This is a genomic window from Mesorhizobium sp. M8A.F.Ca.ET.207.01.1.1 (assembly GCF_004794715.1).
Lineage (GTDB): Bacteria > Pseudomonadota > Alphaproteobacteria > Rhizobiales > Rhizobiaceae > Mesorhizobium.
Genome location: NZ_SRUS01000005.1, coordinates 283,365 through 308,373 on the forward strand (window position 1 = coordinate 283,365; position 25,009 = coordinate 308,373).

Below are 25,009 nucleotides of genomic sequence, written 5' to 3' on the forward strand. Positions count from 1 at the left end.
CAAGAATGCAGAATTAATTCTCAACTCGACCCGGATCAAAGTGCGGGATTCGGAGCAGGTCGCCAGTGTGGCCCTCATCGTCAAGGTTTCAGCCATGGACAGATTGCGGATCGTCGGCGGACAGAGACTGCAAGGCGCGGTCACCATATCGGGCGCCAAGAATGCCGCCTTGCCGCAGATCGCGGCTTCGCTGCTCAGCCCCTATCCGCTCGAACTGACCAACCTGCCTGACGTAACCGACGTCGAAAACATGCTCGGCGTGGTACGGCTTCACGGCGCCGACGTGACGCGGTCCGCCCATGCCGCGACCATCGACACCAGTGCCGCCGTCTCCAAGGAGACGTCCTACGACACGGTGCGGAAGATGCGGGCGACGGTGCTCGTCCTGGCGCCGTTGCTGGCGCGGTTCGGCCATGCGCGGGTTTCGCTGCCGGGCGGCTGCGCGATCGGCGCGCGGCCGGTCGACATGCATGTCGCCGCACTCGCCGCACTCGGCGCCAGGATCGCCATCGAGAACGGCCTGATCGTTGCCTCGGCGCCGAACGGATTGACCGGCACCCGCATCGTGCTCCCCTCGCCATCGGTCGGAGCGACGGAAACCGCCATGATGGCGGCGACCACGGCCAAGGGCGAAACCGAAATCCTCAACGCCGCGCGCGAACCCGAAGTGGCCGATCTCGCGGCTTGCCTCAACGCCATGGGTGCGCGCATCGATGGCGCCGGCACGCACCGCATCCTGATCGCGGGCGAAACCAGCTGGCGCCCGGCCAGGCACGACATCATCCCGGACCGCATCGAGGCCGGCACCTATGCGATCGCCGCGGCGATCACCGGCGGTCAGCTCGAACTCACCCATGCCCGGCTCGAACACATGGCCTCGGTGGTGCAATTGCTGGAAGCGACGGGGGTCAGCGTCTGGCCGGGCGATCGCGGCCTGATCGTGTCGCGCGACCGGCCGCTCAAGGCCGCCGACCTGACGACCGAACCCTATCCCGGTTTTCCGACCGATCTGCAGGCGCAGTTCATGGCGCTGATGTGCTGCGCGGAGGGTGCGTCGCTGCTGCGCGAGACCATCTTCGAGAACCGCTTCATGCATGTGCCCGAACTGATGCGGCTCGGCGCCAACATCAAGCTGCAAGGCACCATGGCGCTGGTGCGCGGCGGCGCGAAGCTCCATGGCGCGCAGGTGATGGCCACCGACCTGCGCGCTTCGGTGTCGCTGGTGCTGGCGGCGCTGGTCAGTGAAGGCGAGACAACAATCAACCGCGTCTATCACCTCGACCGCGGCTATGAGCAACTGGACCGCAAGCTGCGCCTTTGCGGTGCCGACATCGAGCGGCTGGGCGCATGAATACCGAGGCGCATTATTTCCTCGGCGTCGATGGTGGCGGCACCGGTTGCCGCGCCCGCCTCGAGGACGCGCAAGGCGTGGTGCTGGGACAGGGCCTGTCCGGCCCGGCGACGACGCGGCTCGGTATCGAGGCAGCCTGGGCCTCGATCGCGAAAGCCTTCGGCGCGGCGGTCGAGGAAGCAGGTTTCGCGCCAGCCGAGACCGCCCGGATCCATGCCGGCATCGGCCTTGCCGGTATCGGCCGCAAGGGCGCGCTGGAGGCGCTGCGGGCAATCGCGCATCCCTTTGCCAGCATCGATTTCGTCAGCGACGGCGTCGGCGCCTGCCTTGGCGCGCACTCCGGCAAGGACGGCGCCATCGTCATTGCCGGGACAGGCTCGATCGGCCTTGGCTTTGTCGAGGGCCGCGACCTGCGCGCCGGCGGCTATGGATTTCCGATCTCCGACGAGGGCAGCGGCGCCGACCTCGGACTGAAAGCCGTGCAATTGGCATTGCGCGCCCATGACGGCCGGCACGAACGGACCGCGCTGCTGGCGGAGGTCATGCAGCGCTTCGCCGGCGACCCGATGGAGGCCGTCACCTGGATGGACCGCGCCAGCGCGACGGACTATGCCGCGCTTGCACCCATGGTGATGCGCCATGCCGACCAGGGCGACCCTGTCGGACGCCGCATCGTGCAAAGCGCCGCCGAACAGATCGACACACTGGTGCGGGTGCTGTTCGAAAAAGGCGCGCCGCACGTGACCTTGCTCGGTGGCCTCGCCAGCCCACTCGAACCCTGGCTTTCCCCTGACGTGCGCCGACGCCTGAAGCCCGCCGACGGCGACGCCGTGTCCGGCGCGATCATTCTTGCCAAGAGGTCGGTTGGCGGAGGCTAGGTCGACAAGATAGGAATAAAATATTCCAAACTTCGATTGACGATGTGAATATTGAATTCTAAAAAGTTAACAAAGAAAACTGCGATGGCGGACCCAGGATCCGGACCCGCTCCGCCCGTCGAGCGATGCCCGGCGCCGTGCAGCATGATTTTGAAAGGCTGGAATGACCGAGCAAGGGTTGATGTCTGAGCTGGACCGGCTGGTTTCCGAAGGCCGGAACCCAAGGACCGTCGACATCGACCTGTTGCCGACCATCGACGTCCTGCGCAGGATCAATGACGAGGACAGGCTTGTCCCGGCGGCCGTCGATAAGGTCATGCCGGAAATCGCCGCCGCGGTGGATCGCATCGTGCTCGCCTTCCAGAAAGGCGCGCGCCTGATCTACATCGGCGCCGGCACCAGCGGCCGGCTTGGCGTGCTCGACGCTTCGGAATGCCCGCCGACCTTCGGCGTACCCGAAGGCATGGTCGTCGGCCTGATCGCCGGTGGATCCGACGCGCTGGTGCGCTCGACGGAAGGCGCCGAGGATGATCCGAAGATGGGCGCCAAGGCCTTGCAGGACATCGGGCTCACACCCGATGACGTGGTGGTCGGCATCGCGGTCAGCGGGCGCACGCCCTATGTGATCGGCGGCCTGACCTATGCCAAGCAGTTGGGCGCGGCGACGGTCGCGCTGTCCTGCAATCCGGCATCGACCATTACCGGCATCGCCGACATCGCCATCTCGCCTGTCGTCGGCCCGGAGGTTCTCACCGGCTCGACGCGTCTGAAATCGGGCACCGCGCAGAAGCTGGTGCTCAACATGCTGACCACGGCCTCGATGATCCGCATCGGCAAGAGCTACCAGAATCTGATGGTCGACCTGAACCCGTCGAACCGGAAACTGGTCGCCCGGGCGATCAGGATCGTCATGCAGACGACCGGCTGCACCGCGCCGCAGGCGCGACAGGCGCTCGACCGGACCGGCAATGACGTCAAGCTGGCGATCTTGGTGACGATTACCGGCCTCGACGTCGAAGTGGCGCGGGCCGCGCTGTTCAAGGCCGGAGGGTTCCTGCGAAAGGCGATCAGCGACGAAGCGGCCTGAGCCCGGACAAAACGGCTGAAGCCGCTTTAGACATGACGGCAAGAAGCCGCATGGGACAAGACGGCGTCAAGCCGCATAGACTGGGCCGATACTCCAAAGCATGTGTGCCTTGGAAGCGGCCGACGGAAACTGCAAGGCATCGAGTTCAATAATGGGAGACGAGAATGGTTCATCTTACAAGAAGGCTGCTTTCGGGCATTACCCTTGCCGCGATGCTGGGCATCGCGACGGTTTCGACGCAGGCGGCGACGCTGCACATGGCCTGGTCGCAGGACGCCACCGGGCTTGATCCGCACAAGCAGACGGCGTTCTCGTCGCTGCGGCTTTTGGAGCTGATCTATGAACCGCTGGTGCGGGTCGATGCCAGCCTGCAGATCATCCCCGCCATCGCCACCTCCTGGGCGTTCTCCAAGGACGGCAAGGAGCTGACCTTCAAGCTCGATCCGAAGGCGAAGTTCCAGGACGGAACGGCCGTGACCCCCGCCGACGTCAAGGCCTCGTTCGAGCGCATCCTCGACGAGAAGACGGGTGCCGCCGCCCGCGCCAACTTCCTGTCTATCGCGAGCATCGACACGCCGGATGCGGCGACCGTCGTGTTCCACCTCTCGCAACCCGACGTGCCGATCCTGACGGCGATGAGCGACGTCAACGCGGCCATTGTTCCGGCGGCCGAGATCAAGGCCGGTTCGATCGGCACCAAGGCGGTCGGTTCCGGCCCGTTCAAGCTCGACAAATGGGACCCCAACGCCAAGGAAGTCCTGAGCGCCAACAAGGACTGGGCCGGGGGTGCTACCGGCGTCGACGGCATCGAGATCAGCGTACTGCCGGACGAAGCGGCGATCCTCGCCGCCATGCGTACCAAGCAAATCGATTTTGCCCTGCTCAATGATCCGCTCGTCGCCACGCTGGTGCCGAAAGAACCCACCCTGCAGCTCAACCGCGTGCCGGTGCTGGCCTATCACGTTCTGCAGCTCAATCCGTCGCGCAAGCCGATGACGGAGCTCAAGGTGCGCCAGGCGATCTCATGCGCCATCGACCGGCAGGAGGTGCTGGACACCGCTTCGCTCGGCGAAGGCAAAGTCACCGGGCCGCTGACCATCCCGGCGCTCGCCACCGATCCGAGCCAGTTGTTCTGCTACAAGCGCGATGTCGAGAAGGCCAAGAAGCTGATGGCCGAGGCCGGCTTTGCCGACGGCTTTTCGGCGACCGTGATCGGGGCCACCGGCGAGCCGCCGACGGCGGCGGCGGAAGCCCAGGTCATCCAGTCGCAGCTCGCTGAAATCGGCGTCAAGCTCGACATCAAGATGATGGAGCTCAACGTCTATGTCGACGCCTGGCTGAAGGGCGATTTCGACATGGCGATCGCGCTCAATGGCGGCCGTGCCGACCCCTACACCATGTACAACCGCTACTGGACCAAGGCTGGCAATCTGCAAAAGGTGTCGAACTACATCGACGACACGCTCGACAGCCAGATGCAGCAGGGCCGCGCCGAGACCGACCCGGCCAAACGCAAGGCGATCTTCGCCGCGTTCGAGAAGCATCTCGCCGAGATGTCGCCCTGGATCTGGCTCTACACGTCCTACAGCTACACGGCGCAGCAGAAGAACATCGCCGGATTCGTGCCGACGCCGACCGGCACGCTGTTCAGCCTGAGCAAGGTTACCATCCAGCAGTAGCCGCCGGAGGCATTGGACGAGAGGACTTCTTCGCGTGGACTATCTCTTGCGACGGCTGGCGACGTTTCCTCTCGTCCTGCTTGGCGTGTCCATCCTGGTCTTCGTCGCGATCAGGATGGTGCCCGGCGATTCGATCACGGCGATGCTGGGCACCGAAGCCGGCCTGCTGACGCCGGCACAGCGGGATTCGCTTGCCGCCTATTTCGGCATCGACCAGCCCTGGTTCGTCCAGTACTGGCGCTGGATCGGCGGCATCCTGCACGGTAATTTCGGCATCTCCGTCACCTATGGCAGGCCGGTTCTCGACGTCATCCTCGAGCGCTTTCCGCTGACGCTGGAGCTAGCTGTGCTCTCCATGATCATCGCGCTCCTGGTCGGCATGCCGGCAGGCATCTACGCCGCCACGCACAATGAGAAGCCGTCCGATCTCGGCGTGCGTATCGTCGCCATGATCGGCCAGTCGACGCCGAGCTTCGTGCTTGGACTGCTGATCATCTACACGCTTTCGGCAGGCTTCGGCGTACTGCCGGCGATGGGCGAATTCGCGCCGCTCTGGCAGGATCCGTTGCGCAATCTCAGCCAGTTGATCCTGCCCGCCATCACGCTCGGCTTCGCCTTCGCGGCGTCCGTCACCCGCATAGCCCGTTCCGCCATGCTCGACGTGCTGAGCGACGATTATGTGCGAACCGCGCGCAGCAAGGGCGCCTCGGCGCGCAGCGTCATCTGGCGGCATGCCTTGCCCAACGCGCTGATCCCGGTCGTGACACTGAGCGGCATCGAGTTCGGCTATCTGCTGGGAGGCGCGGTCATCGTCGAGCAGATCTACGCCCTGCCCGGCCTCGGGCGCATGGTGCTCGACGCCATCCTGCAGCGCGACTACGCGCTGGTGCAGGGAAGCGTGCTGTTCATCGCCTTCAACTTCATGATCGTCAATCTCCTGGTCGACCTCGCCTATGTCGCGCTCGATCCGCGCATCCGGCTTGGGGAACAGTGATGCGCATCCTGCGCGCCGTCTTCCGGCATGGCAGCGGCCGCATCGGCGGCGGCATCGTCTGCGTCTATCTGCTGCTCGCCATCCTTGGCCTGCTCGGGTTGACGCCACACAATCCGATCACGCAATACCGCATCGACCGTCTGCACGCGCCGAGCGCCGGCTACTGGATGGGCACGGACCTGTTCGGCCGCGACGTCGCCAGCCGGCTGATGGCGGGCATCGGCCAGTCCTTCACGGTCGCCTTCTTCTCGGTTGCCTTCGCCACCCTTGCCGGCACGGTGCTGGGGCTTGCCGCCGCCTGGCTCGGCCGCCGCTGGGACGGCGTGGTGATGCGGGTCATGGATGTGCTGCTGGCCTTCCCGGCGATCCTCCTGGCGCTGCTCATCGTTACCGTTGCCGGGCCGGGCACTTGGACCAGCGTGGTGGCCATCGGCATCGTCTACACGCCGATCTTCACGCGGGTGGTTCGCGGCCCCGCGCTGTCGCTCAAGACACGCGAGTTCGTCGATGCGGCGCGTACCTTCGGCAGCAGCTCGTCCTACATCGTGACGCGGCATCTGCTGCTCAACCTTGTGGCGCCCTTGACCGTGCAGGTGACGCTGGCGCTCGCCTGGGCGCTGCTGACGGAAGCCGGCTTGAGTTTCCTTGGCCTCGGCACGCAGCCGCCCGCCGCCTCGCTCGGCCTGATGCTGAGCGACAGTCGCAATTTGATGGAGACAGCGCCCTGGCTGATGATCTTCCCGGGCCTGGCGATCATGATCAGCATTCTGGGCTTCAACCTGCTGGGCGACGCCTTGCGCGACATTCTCGACCCGAAGATGCGAAGGGCGTTGGCATGACCCCGCTCCTCTCGGTTTTAGACCTGCGCGTCGGCTTCGGCCGCAATCCCCAGGCCAACGAAGTGGTGCGCGGCGTCAGTTTCGATGTCGCCGACGGCGAGACGCTGGCCATTGTCGGCGAGAGCGGCTCGGGCAAATCCGTCACCGCGCTGTCGATCAACCGGCTCGTCGACTTCGGCGGCGGCCGCATCACCGGCGGCTCGATGAAGCTCAAGCGGGCCGATGGGACCATCTTCGAGTTGGCGACCGCAACCGAGCCACAACTGACCGGCATTCGCGGCGCCGAAATCGGCATGATCTTCCAGGAACCGATGACGTCGCTCAACCCGGTGCTGACCGTCGGCACGCAGATCGAGGAATCGTTCCGGCTGCATCGCGGGCTGACGGGCCGGCAAGCCACGGCGGCAGCCAGGGACGCGCTCGACCGCGTGCGCATTCCCGATGCCGCGCGACGACTGAAATACACGCCCAACCAGCTGTCCGGCGGCATGCTGCAAAGGGTGATGATTGCCATTGCGCTCGCCTGCAATCCGCGCCTGCTGATCGCCGACGAGCCGACGACGGCGCTCGACGTGACGGTGCAGGCACAGATCATGGCGCTGCTGGCCGAGCTGAAGCGCGAAAGCGGCATGTCGATGATTTTCATCACCCACGATATCGGCCTGGTTGCCGGCATCGCCGACAAGGTGATGGTGATGCAGAACGGCCAGGCTGTCGAACAGGGCGAACTGAACCAGATCCTCGACAGCCCCCAGCATCCCTACACGCAGCATCTGCTGCAGGACGTACCGCATTTCGCCAGCGGTCGGGCCGCGCGCGCGGACGGACTGCGCGACAAGGGCGCGAACACGCAACCGGCCTTGAAGGTCGATGGGCTCGTGGTGCGGTTTCCGCTCAAGAGCAGTTTCTTCAGTCGCGCGACCGGCGCGGTGCATGCCGTCGACGGCGTCGACTTCGACCTCATGCAAGGCGAGACGCTGGCCATCGTCGGCGAGAGCGGCTCCGGCAAATCCACCACCGCCAAGGCGGTGCTGGGGTTGGTGCGATCGACGCGTGGCAGTTTCTCCGTCGCCAGCCGAATGGCGTCGGCGGAGCGCAGTGCCAAGCCCGTGCAGATGGTGTTCCAGAACCCCTACGCGTCGCTCAACCCGAGGCTCACCATCGAGAGCATCCTCGCCGAGCCGGTCATCGCCACCGGTGGGCGGGTGGATGCCCAAACACGGGCTAGGATGGCGCGCCTGCTCGAACGCGTCGGCCTCCCCAAGAACAGCCTCGAGCGCTACCCGCACGAATTCTCCGGCGGCCAGCGGCAAAGGCTATGTATTGCCCGCGCACTGATGCTCAACCCGTCCGTGGTCGTTCTCGATGAAGCGGTTTCGGCGCTCGATGTCTCGGTGCAGGCGAAGGTTCTGGAGCTTCTGGTCGACCTGCAGCGCGAGTTTGGGCTGGCTTATCTGTTCATCTCGCACGACATGGCGGTGGTCGAACGGATCGCGCACCGCATCGCCGTCATTTATGCCGGCCAGATCGTCGAGATCGGCGACGCGCAGTCCGTGCTATCGCAGCCGAGGCATTCCTATACGAAGAAGCTGATATCAGCCGTTCCGGCCATCGATCGGCGGCACGAGCATTTCGAGATCGACACGCGTCAGGTGCCTTCTCTGGTCAGGCCGCAGGGATTTGAGCCGGCGCCGGCGAGATGGGAGCGGTTCGGCGGGGATCATATGGCGAGGGTGGAGACCTAGACATGTTAGCGGGACAGCGCCCCCCTCTGCCCTGCCGGGCATCTCCCCCTCTAGGGGGGAGATCGGATGTCACATTGGCCTTCGCCAATCTTCAACGTCTGAGGGCTGGCGCCGCGCACGAACTGCCAATCTCCCCCCTTGAGGGGGAGATGTCCGGCAGGACAGAGGGGGGCGCCGTAGGACGCCACCTCTCCGAAGGAGGCCGGCATTGACCGACCTCGCCCAGATCTTCGATCGCGCATTCGCGCCCTTGGCAACGGCCGTCTCGGCCAAGCGTATCCCCGGCGGTGTGCTCGGCATTGTCGACAAAAGTGGCGAACGCATCGTCCGCGCAATTGGCTCGGCACAGCTCGTGCCCAAGGTCAGGCCGATGCGGGAAAACACCTGGTTCGACCTGGCGTCCCTGACCAAGGTGATCTTCACCACGCCACGCATCCTGGCGCTGGCGCAGGACGGCACCATCGATCTCGACGCGCCGCTGATCACCCTGCTTCCCGACCTTCGCCAGTATGACGCGAACGCCTGGGAGCGGAAGGTGACCTTCCGCCAGTGCCTCGGCCACCAGACGCCCTTCCCTGCCGTCGAGCCGATCTACACCTATGGACGCGATCCCGAACTGCTGCGCGCCTTCATCCTGCAGCGCGAATGGCGCGCCCGTGATCCCGTCTATTCCGACATCAACTTCATACTGCTCGGCTTCGCGCTGGAGCGGCTGTCGGGCAAGAGCATCCGCGACATGGAGCCCGGGCCGGGTTTTGCCTGGTTCGCTGAACCCGATGCCACCGCCGCGACCGAGGACTGCACCTGGCGCCATCGCGTGCTGTCGGGCGAGGTGCACGACGACAATTGCTCGGCCCTGCAAGGTGCGGGTCATGCCGGCCTGTTCGGCACGGCCGCTTCGGTGCTCGATTTCGCGCAAGCGCTGCTGGACGGCACCGGCGCATCTGAGCGTTCGATCGCGTTGATGCGTACGCCCTTGTCGGCCACCCGCACCCATGGCTGGGAATGCCCTTATGAAGGGTGGTCCGGCGGTGCGCTGTGCGGTCCGGGAACGATCGGCCATACCGGCTTTACCGGCACCGGGCTGTGGATCGACTTCGACAGAGGCAAGGCATGGACCTTGCTCACCAACCGCATTCATCCGACACGTCATTTCGACAGCGGCATCGTTTCGCTGCGGCAGGCGGTCGGCGATCTCATCAACAGGGACTAGGACCATGGAACCAATCTGGGCCGTCGGCCTGATGACCGGCACCGTACTTGACGGCAATATCGACGTGGCGCTGATCAAGACCGACGGCGAGCGGATCGACGATTTCGGTACCTACCGGCTGATGCCCTATCCCCAATCGATCCGCTCCTTGCTGGAAGAGACGCTGACGGCGGCCAGGGCCTGGAATTTCACCGGGCCAGAACCGGCGATCTTCCGCAAGGCCGAAGAGGCGCTGACGCGCGCCCAGTCGGCGGCGGTCAAGGAACTGGTCGAGGGCCACGGCATGACGATGGCCGAGATTGGCGTCGTCGGCTTCCACGGCCAGACCGTGCTGCATCGGGCGCCGCAGGTCGGGCGGCTCGGCCAGACCCGGCAGCTCGGCGATGGTGAACTGATGCATGAGATATTGGGCACCAAGGTTGCCTATGATTTCCGCTCGGCCGACATGCGCGCCGGCGGGCAAGGCGCGCCACTGGCCGCGGCCTATCACACCGCGCTGATGCGCAGCGCCGGCGCCAGTGGCGAGGTGGCCGTGCTCAATCTCGGCGGCGTCGCCAACATCACCTGGTGGGACGGCGCCGACAATGTCATCGCCTTCGACACCGGCCCCGCCAACGCGCCGCTCAACGATTTCATCAAGTCGAAAGGGCTCGGCGAAATGGACCGCGACGGCGCGCTGGGCGGCGCGGGCAAGGTGGACGAAGCCCGGCTCGCCAAGCTGTTGCAGCATCCCTATCTGAGCAAGCCCTATCCGAAATCGCTCGACCGTTTCGATTTCGGCGCCGCCATGGCCGACGGCCTCGATGCCGAGGATGGCGCGGCCCTGCTCACCGCCTTCACGGCCGGCGCCGTAGGCAAGGCGCTCGACCTCCTGCCCAGCCGGCCGAGGAAGCTGGTGGTCAGTGGCGGCGGCCGCCACAACCCGACGATGATGGCGATGCTGGCCAGCCGCGCCGGCGTCGAGGTGGTGCTGGCCGAAAGCCTCGGCTGGAGTGGCGACGCAGTGGAGGCGGAGTGTTTTGCTTTTCTCGCGGTCCGCGTCCTGCGCGGTCTGCCGATCAGTTTCCCAAGCACCACCGGGGCGCCGCAGCCCATGCGCGGCGGTAAGCTCGCCGGCTAGGCGGGCGACAGCTTCTTCTGCAGGAAGATGCGGCTGCGGCCGACGGGGAAATCGGCAAGCGTGCCGAAAGGCTGGTAGCCTTGCCGTTGGTAGACCTTGTCGGCGTTCGGGTTGAAGGTGTCGATCAACGCGCCGTGGCAGCCGCGCGCCACGGCTTCCTGTTCGGCCGCCTCGAGCATCTGGCCAGCCATGTGCCGGCCGCGCAGCCTTTCATCGACCCACAGCCATTGCACATAGAGCCAGCCCCAGGCGGTATAGCCGGAGATCCCGGCGACGATCGCGCCATCCTCGTCGCGGACGAACACCGCCAGCGCCTTCCTCTGGGAAGCCCCGACATCGCTGTCGTTGAACGCCGTCAGGCGCTCGCCGAGAAAGGCGAGGTCTTCCGGTATGGGATTGGCGGTCGTCTCGAGCGTGGTGTTCATGGTTTTTCCGGATTGCACGGTTGGAAGCATCAAGAGGGGCGGAAGTGGGATGCGGCGATGCCATAGCGCTTGAGCTTGTCGTAGAACGTCTTGCGCGGCACGCCGAGCGCGTCGATGGCGCCGCGCACGTCGCCGCCATGGTCGCGTAGCGCGTCGCGGATGAGCTGCGCCTCGTACTGCCCAACCCTTTCGGGCAGCGCGGCGGCAGGCCCCGGCCGCGCGGGGCTCGCGCCGGCCTCGTCATCGGGCCCAAGGCCGAGCGCGACGCGATCGGCGAAATGCGCGAGTTCACGCACATTGCCCGGCCAGTCGTGCGACTGGAGATAATCGCTCACGGCGGCATTCACCTTGCCGACAGGCCGGCCGAAGCGTTCCGCGGCCTTGCCGAGGAAATGGCCGAACAGCATCGGGATATCGCCGCGCCGCTCGCGCAGGGGCGGGATGCGCAGCGTCACCACGTTGAGGCGGAAATAGAGGTCCTCGCGGAAATCGCCGCGTTGATCCGGCCGGCCGAGATCGACCTTGGTCGCCGCGACGACCCTGAGATCGAGGCGCCGTGTCTCGTTCGAGCCGAGGGGGGTGAGGCTGCGCGTTTCCAGCACCCGCAAGAGCTTGACCTGCAGGGCCGGTGGCATGGATTCGATCTCGTCGAGAAACAGCGTGCCGCCGCTGGAGTGCTCGACGCGGCCGATGCGTCGCCGCTGCGCGCCGGTGAACGCGCCGGCCTCGTGACCGAACAGTTCGCTCTCGATGACGGTCTCCGGCAGGGCGCCGCAGTTCAGCGCCACGAACGGCTTTGCACGGCGCCTGCCCCATCTGTGCAGGAGGTCGGCCACCACTTCCTTGCCGGTTCCCGTCTCGCCTTCCACCAGCACGTCGACATCCATGTCGGCGATCTGGCGCAAGGTCTCGCGCAATCGGCGGATGGCGGGCGCCTCGCCGATCAACGGCATACCGTCGGCGGCAAGTGCCGCGGCTTCGCGCAGCCGCCGGTTTTCCATCACCAGCCGCCGCTTCTCCGATGCCCGTTTCAGCGCCTCGACCAAGCGCTCCGCCGCATAGGGTTTCGGGATGAAATCGTAGACGCCATCCTTGAGCGCGGCGACCGCAAGATCGACATCGCCATGCCCGGTAACCAGGATCACCGGCAAGTCGGCGTCAACTGCCTTGACGCGGTCGAAGAGCTGCAGACCGTTCATGCCGGGCATGCGGATATCGCTGACCACCACGCCTTCGAAACTCTCGTCGACAACGCCGAGCGCCGCTTCGGCGGCCTTCAGTGCAATGACCGTGAAACCGGCAAGTTCGAGCAGTTGCGTGGTGGCATGCAGCAGGTCCGCATCGTCGTCGACGAGCGCGACCAGCCCTGATCCCTCGGTCATTCGATCCGCCTCAAGTCGATTGTGAAGGATGCGCCGGCGGCGGTGTCGGGGTCGAGCCGCAGCGTGCCTCCCAATTCCTGGGCGATCTCCTGCGAGATCACCAGGCCGAGGCCAAGCCCCTTCTCCTTGGTGGTCTGGAACGGCATGAACAGATTTCCGGCGGCTTCCGGCCCGAGGCCGGGACCATTGTCGCGCACCGAAATCAGCACCCGGTCGTCACGTTCGGCGAGGTCGATCTCGATGCGGGGATCGGGCCGGTCCTTCATGGCGTCCAGCGCGTTCTGCAACAGGTTGACGAGGATCTGCTCCAGCCGGATGCGGCTCGCCATCACCAATGGCGAGGCGGTGCCGCGCGGCTTGACGATGGTGACGCCGGAATCGCGGATGCGGCCGGACAGGAGCGACAGCGCACCTTCGATCGCCTCACGCACCGGCAGTGGCGATGCCGCGACGCCGGGCCGGCGGGCGAAACTGCGCAAGGTGCTGGTGATGGCGCCGATGCGTTCGGTCATCGAGACGATCGACGTCAGATTGCCGCTCGCCGGTTCGGTCTTGCCGGCGTCGAGAAAGCGGCCGGCATTCTCGGCATAGGTACGGATGGCGGCGACCGGCTGGTTGATTTCATGCGCGACGCCGGCGGCGATCTGGCCGAGGATGGAGAGCCTGTTGGCCTGGGCGAGATCGTCGCGGAGCCGGCGGACCTTGGCCTCGGCGTTTTCGCGCTCGGCGATTTCGCCGGCAAGCGCCGTATTCGATCGCGTCAATTCGGCCGTCCTTGTGCTGACCCGGCTCTCCAGCTCGATGTTCATGCGGGCCAGCGCCTCCTGCCGCAGCCGGCTTGTGCGGCGGCGCCGGGTGAGCACATAGGCAAGCAAGCCCGTCAACAACAGCCCGAGCAGCGTCGTCAGGCGCGCCGTGTTGGCGGCGGCGGTCAGGGCGGCATCGGCGGGCGTCAGCAACCATAGGCGCCAGCCGGGGACGGCACCAGGCAAGTCCTGCACCACCTCGACGAACCGGCGCGATTTTCCAGCCTCCTCGATTGTCGCCAGGCCATCACCGGCGCCACGCCGTATCGGCAGCGGTTCGAAGGCTGCGTCCAACTGAAGCTGGGCATGCGCGGCGGCTGCATCCGCGGCGGAGAGCGGCGCCAGCGCATGGAACCGCCAGTCGGGCTGGCTGGTGGCCAGAACGATGCCGCGTTCGTCGGTGACGAAAACGCGAAAGCCGCTTGCGCGCCAATTGGCTTCGACACCGCCGAGCTCGACCTTCAGGACCGCGACGCCAAGCGGTTTGCCGGCATCGTCGACACGGCCGGCGAGGTAGAGTCCCGGCTTGCCGCTGATCGTGCCGAGGCCGTACTGACTGGCAGCGCCCTTGGCCATCGCATCGGTGAAATAGTGGCGAAAATTATAGTCGATGCCGACAAAGCTGTCCGGCTGGCCGGCATTGCTGGCCGATATCGCGATGCCCGCAGTGTCGATGACATAGATGGCCGAGGCCAATGCATCGCCGGCTATCGCCTTCAGCTTGGCGTCGAGAGCCGTTTCCTCGACCTTCCCGGCGCGGCGCAGCGCATCGCGCACCGCATCGTCGCGCGCCAGCACCAGCGGCACGAGACGCTGCTTTTCGATTTCGCCGGTCAAGGTTCCCGCCGCCAGGGGCAAGGCGGCCAGTGCCCCATCGCGCAGCTCGCCGGCCGCCTGGCCCGCGGCGATGCGGCCGGCAATGGCAACCGCGCCGGCCAGCACCGCGAGCGCGATTGCCGCAAGCAGCCAACGGCCATCACGCAGGCGCGCTACCGCTTCGCGCAACAGGTCGCGGCCGGCAAACCCAGGGGTTTCGCTATCGATGCGCTGTCGCGGCGTCGGCCCTCTCCCTTCCCTGCACGGCTTTGGCCCCCAGTCTAATGCGAAATTCCGCCAGGGCAAACAAGACGTGTGCGGAAATCCGCACACGTCTCCGTCGAAAGCGGGGGCAGGAACGGCCGAAACCCGGGGATTCCGGCCTTCCTCCGATTTGGCACGGCGCTTGCAAAAGTTCTTCCAGCGGCGGGCAACCGGAGCGCCGCGATGGGAGAAGTCACGCAGGACGGCGCATGTCCGTCCCTTCCGGCCAGGGAGAGTTCGATGCATATCGCAGACCAATCCGCCGCGCCCGCCGCGCAGCGCAAGCCCCTCTATGCCCAGCTTTACGTCCAGGTGCTGGTGGCGATCACCGTCGGCATCCTGCTTGGCCACTACTATCCGTCGATCGGGGAGAGCATGAAGCCGCTCGGCGACGCCTTCATCAAGCTGGTCAAGATGATCATCGCGCCGGTCATCTTCCTGACGGTCGCAACCGGCATCGCCGGCATGAGCGACCTGCAGAAGGTCGGCCGCGTCGCCGGCAAGGCGATGCTTTACTTCCTCACCTTCTCGACGCTGGCGCTGATCATCGGCCTTGTCGTGGCCAATGTCGTGCAGCCGGGCGCCGGCTTCAACATCGACCCGGCGACGCTCGACGCGTCGACCGTCAACACCTACGCCGCCAAGGCACATGACCAGTCTGTCACCGGCTTCCTGATGAACATCATCCCCGGCACGATCGTCGGCGCCTTCGCCGATGGCGACATCCTGCAGGTGCTGTTCTTCTCGGTGCTGTTCGGCATCGCGCTGGCGCTGGTCGGCGACCGGGGTGCGCCGGTGCTCAACTTCCTGCAGGCACTGATGGCGCCGATGTTCAAGCTGGTCAGCGTGCTGATGAAGGCAGCCCCGATCGGCGCGTTCGGCGCCATGGCCTTCACCATCGGCAAATACGGCATCGGCTCGGTCATCAATCTCGCCATGCTGGTCGGCACTTTCTACGCGACCTCGTTCCTGTTCGTCTTCGTCGTGCTGGGTGCGGTCTGCCGCTACAACGGCTTCTCGATCCTGTCGCTCATCCGCTACATCAAGGAAGAGCTGCTGCTGGTGCTCGGAACATCGTCCTCGGAAGCCGCCCTGCCCTCGCTGATGGAGAAGATGGAAAAGGCCGGCGCCAAGCGCTCGGTGGTCGGGCTGGTCATCCCGACCGGCTATTCCTTCAATCTCGACGGCACCAACATCTACATGACGCTGGCGGCGCTGTTCATCGCCCAGGCGACGAACATCCATCTGTCGATATCGGATCAGATCCTGCTGCTGCTGGTGGCGATGCTATCCTCGAAGGGTGCCGCCGGCATCACCGGGGCCGGCTTCATTACCCTTGCCGCCACGCTTTCGGTGGTTCCCTCCGTGCCGGTCGCCGGCATGGCGCTGATCCTCGGCGTCGACCGCTTCATGTCGGAATGCCGGGCGCTGACCAACTTCGTCGGCAATGCGGTGGCCACGCTGGTCGTGGCGCGCTGGGAAGGCGAGCTCGACGAAGCCAAGCTGGCCCGGGCACTGGCTGGCACGGCCGACGACAGCCTGCCGGCGGACATCGTTCCCGCCGAGTGATCCACGGTTTCATGCCAAGGAGCATGGCCGCAAGCACACCGCTTGCGGCCATTGTCATGTGTCATCGCTGCCAGGCGGCTTTGCCCAGCGGCGCCAGGGCCTTGCCATCGGCAGCGAAAAGATAGCAGCGCGACGGATCGACTTGCGGCGAGACAGGGCCGGGCAGCTTGACCTCAGCCATTGAAGTCCCTCCTCCTCTCCCGATATGTGCTTGGGCCGGCAGGCATGCGGGCCGTCAACGTGCCGCCATCGTCGAACAGGACGAGGCTCGCCGCGCCGACCAGCCCGGCATGGCGGCCGAGCTGGGCCTGGACGACCGGCACGTCGCGATAGGCGCGCATGGCGCGCTGGCGGATGGTCGCCTCGATGACGGGCGCCATCAGGTCGAGGCCATTGGCGATGCCGCCGCCGACGACCAGCACATCGGGCGAATAGAGATGCAACAGGTTGGTGAAGCCGACGCCCAGCCAGCGAGCTTCCTCCTCGAGCAGCGCCACAGCGAGGTCGTCCTGCAGCCGTGCCGCCTCGACCACGTGGCGGCCGGTCACCTCGGCGTTTGCCGAGAGGCGGCGCAGCGTCGAGCCGTCCAGGGGCGACGTCGCCGCGTTGGCGCGGCGGCCGAGCGCTGTACCCGAGGCAATGGCCTCGAAGCAGCCGACGACGCCGCACACGCAGCGCTCGCCTTCGTTGGTAATGGTCATGTGGCCGATCTCGGCGGCAAGGCCGCGGCGGCCGTGCAGGATGCGGCCGTCGGCAACGACACCGCCGCCGATCCCGGTCGAGACGGTGACGAAGACCAGCGAGCGAGCGCCGTGGCCGGCGCCGAAACGCCATTCGCCGAGCGCTGCCGCATTGGCGTCGTTCTCCAGCCGTACCGGCAGGCCGAGCCGGCGCTCGAGTATGTCGGCCAGCGGCACGTCCTGCCAGCCGGCCAGCGTCGGCGGTCCGACCGCGATGCCGGCGAGCGGATCGAGCGGACCCGGCGCGCCGACGCCGACGCCTAGGATCGACAGTGCCGGCGCCTCGGCATGGATGGTCGCGGCCAGCGCCTCGATCTGGCCGATCACCACGTCGGGGCCGGCCTGCGCCTGCGTCGGCACCGCCGCGAAGGCCAGGATCTTGCCGTCACGGTCGACCAAAGCGGCACGAAGCTCCGTGCCGCCAAGATCGATCGCGAGGGCGGCTTCGATGTTCATGCCGCGACCTTCAAACCATGCAGCCAGCCGATGCGGCCGGCGAGATCCTTGTCGCCGAAAGCGAGCGAACCCAGAACCACCGTCTCGGCGCCGGCGACGCGCAGCAACGGCACGGTTTCGTGGCGGATGCCGCCGTCGGCGGCGAGCACCACCGCCGCCTCGCGGCCGGCCTTTCGCAGGATGGCGCGGGCCTCACCCAGCCTGTCACAGGCCTTCTCCGACAGGCCCTGGCCCTTGACGCCGATCGCGGTGCCGAGAAGCGTTACGAAAGCGACCTCGGATACGAAAGGCGTCACCGCCTCGACCGGGGTCTCCAGCCTCAGCACGACGCCGGCCTCGGCGCCGAGTTCGCGCGCCAGCCGCACCGCGCGCAGGCCCGCCTCGCCGTTCTCGGCATGGACGCTGATCATGTCGGCGCCGGCCTCGATGAACTGACGCGTCTGTTCTTCGACGATTGCCCCATCGACCATCAGATGGACATGGATGGGCTTGGCCGTCAGCTTGGCAATGCGGGCGACGAGATCGGGGAAAAACAGGAAGGACGGCGCGAAATGGCCGTCCGCGACGTCGATGTGGTGCAGATCGACATAGGGTTCGATGCGTTTGAGGTCGCTCTCGAAATTGGCGAGATTGGCCGACCACGAGGAGAATTCGGCGATCAGACGGTCGCGCGGCAATGCGGCGATGGCGGCCGGGCCTGACAAAGGTTTCGAGATCATGACTGGTCCTGGTTGTTGAAATTTCTGTCGAAAAAACCGCCGATGGCGGCACGGATTTCGGCGAAGTGGCGATCCTTGTCAGTGGCCTTCGGTGTCACCTCGGTGAAGATCGCCTTGGGGATGGTCTCAGCGAGTTCGCGGGCGGTCGCCAGGGGATGGACGAGATCGATGCCGCTGCCGATGACGAGCGTGGGCATCGCAAGGCCGGCAGCTTCGGCTCGCGTCACGCCGGGTCCATCATTGGCGATCGCCTGCATCACCTCGGCAAAAACGGTCGCGTTTTCGCGCGCGAAGAAGCCGAGCAGCGAGGCGAGATTGTCCGGCGCCTCGCCGCGAAAGTGGGCAGCAGTCGCGGAGGAAGTGAAGGCCGCGCGTGCCTCGTCCACCGGAAGCCGGTTGATGAGTTGCGCCACTTCGACGTAAGGGCGCATGTTTTGCGGGGCCGCGTCGAAGGCCCAGGCGGGGCGCACCAGTACGAGGCCAGAGACGCGATCGGGATGCCGGGCCGCCAGGTGCAACGCAATCGCCGCTCCCATCGAGATGCCGCCGGCGACGAAACGCTCCATTCCGGCTGCGTCGGCCGCGTTCATTACATCATCGGCGAACATCGCGATCGAGAACGGACGCTTGCTGCCGGCACTGGCGCCGCCTTGCGCGCGGCATTCGACGGTCAGCCGCCGGCGCGAAGGGCTGTCGGGAAAGTTCAAAGCCACCTGGGCGGCATCGCCGCCGAGACCGTGCTGGAAGACGATGGGAAGGCCCTGCCCCGTATCGAAGACACGGAGCGCTGCATCGTCGCGCAGCATGATCGTCGGCGCCGCGCCCATCAGAGCAACCCTCGCAGGAAGGCGGCGACGCCGGCAGCCTCGTCGGCGGACAAGCCGTGCGTGACGAGCGCGCCATCGAAACCCACGCCCTTCAGCCGCGCGACGAAATCCGGGAAGTCGACAACGCCTTGCCCCGCGGTGGCAAAGCGGCCGTCACCGTGCCGGTCCTTGGCGTGCGCCATGGCGATGTGGCCGGCGGCCTGGTCGATCGCGGCGGCGACGATGGCGCGGGCCCCGTCGGGTGTCGCGTGCTCGAACAGGTTCGCCGGATCGAGCACGATCTTCAGATGCTTCGAGCCCATCTCGGCGATCAGCCGGGTTGCATCGCTTGCCGACGTGACGATGTTGGCCTGTTCGGGCTCGATGCCGAGATCGACGCCGGCGCGTTCGGCCAACGCCAACGCCTTCTCCATCTCGGCGGCCATGTCGGTCCAAGCCGCCGGCGCGGCGTTGTCGGGATGATAGGCCCAGTGGTCGGCGATATTGCGCGAGCCGGTGCAGAGCGTGACCAGCGGAATGCCGAGGGCGGCGGCGGCGGCGATGACCACGGCCAGGCGCTTGAGTCCATCAACGCGTACCGCCTTGTCGGGATGCGCCATGTTGTAGGTGCCCGAGAGCGCCGCCAACGAAACGGCAGACGATCGCGCAGCGACACGGATGGCAGCGACGGCGTCCGACGGCACTGCATCCGGCATCGACGGCAAGCCGGCGCAAGCGAGATTGAACTGCGTCGTCTCATATCCGGCCTGCTTGACCGCGGCCAAGACGGCAGCCGGGTCGGTGCCCGGAAAAGTCTTGGCGAAGATGCCGAGGCGCATCAGACGGCACCCGAAACCGAGGCGAGTTCAACCCGTTCGCCTGATACAACAGAGCGGGCAATGGCCACCATGGCGCGGATAGAGGCGATGCCGTCCTCGACATTGGCGCCGCGCATCGGCGCGCTGGTGAGCACGGTGTCGGCAAGGCCTTCGAGCTGGCGGCGGAAGAAATGGCCGTCGGCGCCGAGCGGCTTTCGCGAGGTCGCGTCCTTCTCATGGAAGATGTCGACCTCGCTGGCGCGGAAGTACCAGGGGTTGAAGGTCTTGGCGATCACCGAGCCATTCTCGCCATAGAGCTGGAAGCCCTCGTGCCAGTCCATGCGCACGGCGACGGTCAGATCGAGATGGCCGAGCGCGCCGCTGGCGAATTCGGTCTCGACAAACCAGCAATAGGCGCCGAAGCGCTCATTGAGGCGGGCACGCACGGCGACGATGTCGCCGCACAGAAAGCGCGCGGTGTCGACGAGATGCGATCCGTGCGCCAGCATGAAATATTGCCTGAGATCGGCCTTGGGATTTCCCGCCGGCTTTTTCGCCAGCTTGCTGGTGACGGGCAGCGGCTGCACGGCATCGGTGTTGGTGTAGCGGTGGGTGGAATCGCAATACCAGGCCTTCAGCGCCAGCACCTCGCCCATCTCGTCGCGGACGAAGTCGCGCGCGGCCTCCAGTGCCGGGTCGAAGCGCTTCATGTGGCCGACCTGCAGCACCTTGCCGGAGCGCCTGACCGCCGCCGCCAGCGCCTCGCCTTCCTCCACCGAGGTGCCGATCGGTTTTTCGCAGAGAACATGCTTGCCGGCATCGAGCGCCTTGATCGACATCGGCACGTGATAGGCATCCGACGTGGCGACGATCACCGCTTCCAGCTCCGGATCGGCGAGCATGGCGTCATAGTCGGGATACATCTTCTGCGGTTCGTAGGTGGCGCCCATGCGGGCGAGCAGATCGGGCGCCGCGTCGCAGATAGCGTAGAGGTCGGCATTGCCGGCCTTGACGCAGGATTCCAGATGCGCGAACTGCGCGATCGGGCCGCAGCCGAGCACGCCGACCCTGAGGCGTCTGTCCTGTTTCTTGATCATCGCTCAGGCCCCGTAGCCGCGCATTGTCTGGCGGTTGGTCTTGACCGCCGCGGCCGGATCGGCGGCGGCGGTGTCGGATTCTTCTTCCAGCACCAGCCAGCCGTTGAAGTGCGGCGCCGTACCGGCGATTTCGATGACTTGAGGTGTGTCGCAGACGCCTTCGCCCAGCATCGCCCAGATGCCACTGGCGTCGACGTCCTTGAGGTGGATGTAGCGGATGCGGTCACGGTAGGTGGTGAGCGTGTCGGCCATGTCCTTGTGGCCGCGCAGGATGTGACCGGTGTCCGGCACCCAGCCGACCAGGTCGGGGTCGAGCAAGGCAAAAATCGCGTCGTAGTCGGCGCGGTCGAAGAGCAGCGTGTTGTGGTGCGAACTCGGATGCACCGCCACCTGGACGCCAGCCTTGCGGCCGAGCTCGCCGGCCTTGTTGTACACCTCGGCGGCAATAGCGAATTTGCCGTCGCGCGGCCCGTCGGAGACGAGGGTCGCCGAGCCCATCGACACTAGCGCGCCAGGAAAGGCGGCGACGAAGTCGATCCAGCGTTTGGCGGTTTCGAGATCGGTGCCGATCTGATCCTTCAGCGTGAAGCCGCTGCGTGAGCCGAAGGCGAAGGAGACGAGCGTCAGCCCGGACGACTTCAGGGCAGCGGCGAACTCGGCCGGCTTGCCGGCATAGCGGCCGATCATGGTGTCGGTGATCTCGATGCCTGCATAGCCGCCATCGGCGATCGCCTTCAACAGATCGTCGGGACCGCTGGTAAACCGGTCTCCCAGCATTTCCCAGGTGAAGGTCTGGCAGCCGACTTTGAGGTCTTTCACGTTCATCCTTTCATTCCTTGATACCGCTTACTCTTGATGCCGCCCCGCGATGATGTGGCGCTAGAAGAACAACACGAGTAGCGGAACGGTGATGACGGACGAGGCCGCGGCGATATCGCCTGCCAGCAGACAAGGTCCAATCATCGATTGCAATACGCGGGTCAGTTCTCCTGGGGATGAACATCCTACTTGACCGAGCCCGCGGTCATGCCGGCGAGGAAGTACCTCTGGGCAACAAGGTAGATGAGCAAGAGCGGTAGCGAGCCGAGCACGCTCATCGCCATCATCTGGTTCCATTCGAAGGCGTGCTGCCCCATCAACAGCTGGATGCCGATCGGGACGGTGCGCATGGACGTCGACTTGGTCAGCGTCAGGGCAAAGAGAAATTCGTTCCAGCACAACAGAAAGGTGTAGACCGACGTCGCCACGATACCAGGCAGTGAAATCGGGACGATCACCCGCCAGAGTGCGGTCCAACTGCTACCGCCGTCGACAGCCACTGCTTCATCGAGATCGCGGGGCAAGGTGTTCAGATATCCCGTCATCAAAAGGATCGCATAGGGTAACGTAAACACCAGGTAAGTCAGGATCAGCGCGACATAGGTGTCGAAGATACCGTACGAGACGACAAGCCCGAAGAAGGGGATCAAAAGTGTGATCGGCGGGATCGTCTGCGTGCTGATGATGATTGTATTCAGGCTGCCCTTGCCGCGGAAGTTGAAGCGGCTGAACCCATAGGCCGCCAGCAAGGCGATCAGCACCGTCAGCACGGTCACCGCTCCCGCCACGAAGTAGCTGTTGAAGAAGAAGCGCAGCTTTACCGGGTCGCCAAGGATGGCGGCATACGCTTCCAGCGTGAAAGCCTTCGGCAGGATGGTTGGCGGCAGGGCAAAGATTTCGGTGTTCGACTTGAACGAGCTGCTGAGCATCCAGTAGATCGGGAAGGCCGCGAAGAACAGCCCTGCCGCAAGAGCGACATGCAGCGCGACGGTGATCAGCTTGTCTTTGCCAGAGTTTCGTTTCCTCATGGTGACTACCGAGCCTTCTGATAACGGATATAGAACAGCGTCAGGCCAAGCGAGATCAGCAGGATGACCACGGCGCTCGCCGACGCCTGAGACAGGTTGTAGCTCGAGAACGCCAGCTTGTAGGTGTAGGTGCTGAGGACCTCGGTCGCGTAGATCGGACCGCCGCCCGTGGTTATCCAGATCAACGGGAAGACCTGCATGGTCCAGATGAAATCGAGCAGCGAGATGCTGATGATGATCGGCATCAGCTGCGGGATGGTGATGAAGATCAGCTTCTGGTAGGCCTTCGCCCCGTCGATATCGGCGGCCTCGTAGAAATCCTTGGGAATGCCTTGCAGGCCTGCGAGCAGGCTGACCATGAACAGCGGATAGCCCGCCCAGATGTTGGCGAAGGTGACGGCGTGCAGCGCGGTCTGCGGCGAGGAAAACCACTCGACCTTGGAACCGATGATGCCGATCTGCATGAGAATGCTGTTCACCACGCCATTCGGCTCGAGCAGCAGGCGCCAGATCACGGCGATGATCACCGCGGTAAACAGCCAGGGCAAGATATAGAGCACGCGCAGAATGTTGCGCAGCGTCGGATTGATGCGGTCGCTGTTCAGCATGAGGGCGAAGACCATGCCGATGGTCATGTGGAAAATGACGCTCATGCATGTGAAGTAAAGCGTATGCCAAAGCGACGCCCAGAACACCGGGTCGTCGAAGATCGCCTGGTAGTGCTTCAGTCCGGCAAAGGATGGGTCACGACGCAGCACGGCGCTGTTCTGGAACGAATAGGCAATCACCGTCACCATCGGCAACAGCATCAGAAGGCCGATGATGAGCAGCGAGGGCGACAGATAGAGGTAGGGTGCGACCGCTCGTTTCAGCTTGTGGTGGGAGCGCTTTTGCCGGGTCATGTGCCAACCTTGGGATACGCCTTCAAGAGAAGGTAAGCTTCAAAAACAGGTCCATCTCAAATTGCCGATCCGTTGTTGCCGGGTGGCCTGCCCGAAGCCGGGCCACCCGGTCGAAGATAGCAAAGGGGAACAGGCCGATCAGAATTTCGCCATCCAGCCCTTTTGCGCGGCAGCGGCCGCCTCTTCCGGTGTCTGCTCGCCGGCAAGCATCTTCTGGGCTTGCACGTCGAACTGGGTCATCAGGTCTTCGGCCACCGGCAGGCCCGTGAACTCGTTGGCGAGATAGCCGGTCTTGAAGATCTCGAAGGCCTTGCCGAAAGCCTTGTCGGACGTCACGAAGTCGGGTTTGGCGTTGACGTTGCCCGGGAAGGCGTTTGCAAGCGAGACCAGCTTGGCGTTCACCTTTTCGCTCATCAGATACTGGACGAGTTTCCAGGCCTCCTCCTGATGTTTCGAGGCGGCGGAGATGCCGATGCCCCAGGACGCATAGGGAAGGCCGCGCTTGCCGGTATAGTTTTCCACGACCGGGACCGGGATCAGGTCGAAGTTCAGCTTCGGATTGCGCTTGCGGATGAGGTTCACATGCGCGAGCGAGTCGATCATCATCCCGACGCGGTCGTTGACGAATTCCTCGACCTTTTCCTGCTCGGTCTTGGTGGCGATGCCGGGCGAGATGGTGCCGGCGTCATTGAGCGATTTGACGAAGGACAGCATATCGACCACCGGCTTGCCCTCGAGGGCGGGCTTGCCGTCCGCCATCATCGACTGGCCCGAAGCCCAGACCCACGACATCAGATCGTTCTGGACTCCGCCGGGAGACTGCAGCGACAGCGGCAGCACCCAGCCATACTGGTTCTTGTTGGCGTCGGTCATCTTCTTGGCGGCGTCGAGAAATTCCGCGCGGGTCGACGGCAGCTTGGTCACGCCGGCCTTGGCGGCGAGATCCAGATTGACGAAGACCGGATAGACGAAGGAGGCGACCGGAAACATCACCGCCTTGCCGTCCACCTTGATGATATCGGCGACCTGGCCTTTGTCGAACTTGCTCGCATCCATCATCGGATTCATGTCGGCGAGCGCGTTCTGCGCATTCAGATTGTTCACCCAGGCACCGTCGAGACCGACAACGTCGCTGAGCGTTCCGGTCGCAGCACCAACCGAGATCTGGTCTCGCGTGGTCGCGTAGGGGCCGCTGACCAGCGTCACCTTTATGCCGGGGTTCGCGGCCTCGAACTCATCCATGATTGACCTGAGCGAGCCAGCCGGCAATTCGGGCTCCCACCATTGGGTGAATTCCAGCGTCGTGTCCGCCAGGGCGCCGGTTGCGCCGAGCAACCATGCGGCCGCGGCTATTTTCAGCATTGCGGGTTTAATACGAAACGTCATTTTCTCCTCCTTCTTTGGGGATCGACCGCACAATGCGGACGACCGTCTGGTTATTCAGAAGTCTTCTTAC

General features: G+C 65.2%; 22 protein-coding genes. 10 read left to right on the plus strand and 12 right to left on the minus strand.

Annotation, left to right across the window (positions count from 1 at the left end; all coding sequences use genetic code 11):
• Window positions 1-94 precede the first annotated feature (94 nt).
• The 9 genes from murA (at window position 95) to EN850_RS16875 (ending at window position 10,906) form a co-directional block, all read left to right on the plus strand.
• Window positions 95-1,351, plus strand: a complete 1,257-nt coding sequence (gene murA / locus EN850_RS16830; protein ID WP_127870611.1) for a UDP-N-acetylglucosamine 1-carboxyvinyltransferase — start codon at window positions 95-97, stop codon at window positions 1,349-1,351.
• Window positions 1,348-2,229, plus strand: a complete 882-nt coding sequence (locus EN850_RS16835; protein WP_135921268.1) for an N-acetylglucosamine kinase — start codon at window positions 1,348-1,350, stop codon at window positions 2,227-2,229. The genes murA and EN850_RS16835 overlap by 4 nt, the downstream gene beginning before the upstream one ends.
• A gap of 163 nt (window positions 2,230-2,392) precedes the next feature.
• On the plus strand, window positions 2,393-3,316 hold the full coding sequence (gene murQ / locus EN850_RS16840; protein WP_136091799.1) for an N-acetylmuramic acid 6-phosphate etherase: 924 nt from the start codon (window positions 2,393-2,395) through the stop codon (window positions 3,314-3,316).
• A gap of 164 nt (window positions 3,317-3,480) precedes the next feature.
• Entirely contained in the window at window positions 3,481-4,995 is a 1,515-nt protein-coding gene (locus EN850_RS16845) for an ABC transporter substrate-binding protein (RefSeq protein ID WP_136091800.1), read from the plus strand.
• A 34-nt stretch (window positions 4,996-5,029) separates the two neighbouring features.
• Entirely contained in the window at window positions 5,030-5,989 is a 960-nt protein-coding gene (locus EN850_RS16850) for an ABC transporter permease (protein ID WP_136091801.1), read from the plus strand.
• Window positions 5,989-6,828: an ABC transporter permease gene (locus EN850_RS16855; RefSeq protein ID WP_127870608.1), complete on the plus strand. Its 840-nt coding sequence runs from the start codon at window positions 5,989-5,991 to the stop codon at window positions 6,826-6,828. The genes EN850_RS16850 and EN850_RS16855 overlap by 1 nt, the downstream gene beginning before the upstream one ends.
• Entirely contained in the window at window positions 6,825-8,573 is a 1,749-nt protein-coding gene (locus EN850_RS16860) for an ABC transporter ATP-binding protein (RefSeq protein WP_136091802.1), read from the plus strand. The genes EN850_RS16855 and EN850_RS16860 overlap by 4 nt, the downstream gene beginning before the upstream one ends.
• A gap of 208 nt (window positions 8,574-8,781) precedes the next feature.
• Window positions 8,782-9,786, plus strand: coding sequence for a serine hydrolase (locus EN850_RS16870; protein ID WP_136091803.1), 1,005 nt, complete (start codon window positions 8,782-8,784; stop codon window positions 9,784-9,786).
• A 4-nt stretch (window positions 9,787-9,790) separates the two neighbouring features.
• Window positions 9,791-10,906, plus strand: coding sequence for an anhydro-N-acetylmuramic acid kinase (locus tag EN850_RS16875; RefSeq protein ID WP_136091804.1), 1,116 nt, complete (start codon window positions 9,791-9,793; stop codon window positions 10,904-10,906).
• On the opposite strand, the gene EN850_RS16880 is transcribed toward EN850_RS16875, so the two are convergent.
• Genes EN850_RS16880 through EN850_RS16890 form a run of 3 tightly spaced genes read right to left on the minus strand, consistent with a single transcriptional unit; the run spans window position 10,903 to window position 14,527 of the window.
• A complete protein-coding gene (locus EN850_RS16880) occupies window positions 10,903-11,331 on the minus strand; it encodes a GNAT family N-acetyltransferase (protein ID WP_135881630.1) in 429 nt (142 codons plus the stop codon). The genes EN850_RS16875 and EN850_RS16880 overlap by 4 nt on opposite strands.
• A gap of 29 nt (window positions 11,332-11,360) precedes the next feature.
• Window positions 11,361-12,713 (minus strand): sigma-54 dependent transcriptional regulator, encoded by a 1,353-nt coding sequence (locus EN850_RS16885; RefSeq protein WP_136091805.1) that lies wholly within the window; start codon window positions 12,711-12,713, stop codon window positions 11,361-11,363.
• Window positions 12,710-14,527 carry an ATP-binding protein gene (locus tag EN850_RS16890; RefSeq protein ID WP_136091956.1) on the minus strand — a complete coding sequence of 606 codons (1,818 nt, stop codon included), beginning with the start codon at window positions 14,525-14,527 and terminating at the stop codon, window positions 12,710-12,712. The genes EN850_RS16885 and EN850_RS16890 overlap by 4 nt, the downstream gene beginning before the upstream one ends.
• Window positions 14,528-14,839: 312 nt before the next feature.
• Here EN850_RS16890 and EN850_RS16895 point away from each other — a divergent pair, with 312 nt between their 5' ends.
• Window positions 14,840-16,168 (plus strand): dicarboxylate/amino acid:cation symporter, encoded by a 1,329-nt coding sequence (locus tag EN850_RS16895; protein ID WP_127280707.1) that lies wholly within the window; start codon window positions 14,840-14,842, stop codon window positions 16,166-16,168.
• Between the two features lie 173 nt (window positions 16,169-16,341).
• Here the strand turns inward: EN850_RS16895 and EN850_RS16900 are convergent, their stop codons facing one another.
• From EN850_RS16900 to EN850_RS16940, 9 genes are all read right to left on the minus strand, one after another.
• Window positions 16,342-17,364: an ROK family protein gene (locus tag EN850_RS16900; protein WP_136091806.1), complete on the minus strand. Its 1,023-nt coding sequence runs from the start codon at window positions 17,362-17,364 to the stop codon at window positions 16,342-16,344.
• Complete coding sequence (locus EN850_RS16905) at window positions 17,361-18,083, minus strand: ribulose-phosphate 3-epimerase (RefSeq protein ID WP_136091807.1); 723 nt, start codon at window positions 18,081-18,083, stop codon at window positions 17,361-17,363. The genes EN850_RS16900 and EN850_RS16905 overlap by 4 nt, the downstream gene beginning before the upstream one ends.
• A complete protein-coding gene (locus tag EN850_RS16910) occupies window positions 18,080-18,910 on the minus strand; it encodes an alpha/beta hydrolase (RefSeq protein WP_136091808.1) in 831 nt (276 codons plus the stop codon). The genes EN850_RS16905 and EN850_RS16910 overlap by 4 nt, the downstream gene beginning before the upstream one ends.
• Entirely contained in the window at window positions 18,910-19,728 is an 819-nt protein-coding gene (locus tag EN850_RS16915) for a sugar phosphate isomerase/epimerase (protein ID WP_136091809.1), read from the minus strand. The genes EN850_RS16910 and EN850_RS16915 overlap by 1 nt, the downstream gene beginning before the upstream one ends.
• Window positions 19,728-20,804, minus strand: a complete 1,077-nt coding sequence (locus EN850_RS16920; protein ID WP_136091810.1) for a Gfo/Idh/MocA family oxidoreductase — start codon at window positions 20,802-20,804, stop codon at window positions 19,728-19,730. The genes EN850_RS16915 and EN850_RS16920 overlap by 1 nt, the downstream gene beginning before the upstream one ends.
• 3 nt (window positions 20,805-20,807) lie before the next feature.
• On the minus strand, window positions 20,808-21,629 hold the full coding sequence (locus tag EN850_RS16925) for a sugar phosphate isomerase/epimerase (protein WP_136091811.1): 822 nt from the start codon (window positions 21,627-21,629) through the stop codon (window positions 20,808-20,810).
• 179 nt (window positions 21,630-21,808) lie between these two features.
• Complete coding sequence (locus tag EN850_RS16930) at window positions 21,809-22,651, minus strand: carbohydrate ABC transporter permease (RefSeq protein ID WP_127870598.1); 843 nt, start codon at window positions 22,649-22,651, stop codon at window positions 21,809-21,811.
• 5 nt (window positions 22,652-22,656) lie between these two features.
• Window positions 22,657-23,553: a sugar ABC transporter permease gene (locus EN850_RS16935; RefSeq protein ID WP_127275938.1), complete on the minus strand. Its 897-nt coding sequence runs from the start codon at window positions 23,551-23,553 to the stop codon at window positions 22,657-22,659.
• Between the two features lie 138 nt (window positions 23,554-23,691).
• Window positions 23,692-24,939: a sugar ABC transporter substrate-binding protein gene (locus EN850_RS16940; protein WP_135932558.1), complete on the minus strand. Its 1,248-nt coding sequence runs from the start codon at window positions 24,937-24,939 to the stop codon at window positions 23,692-23,694.
• Window positions 24,940-25,009: the final 70 nt, after the last annotated feature.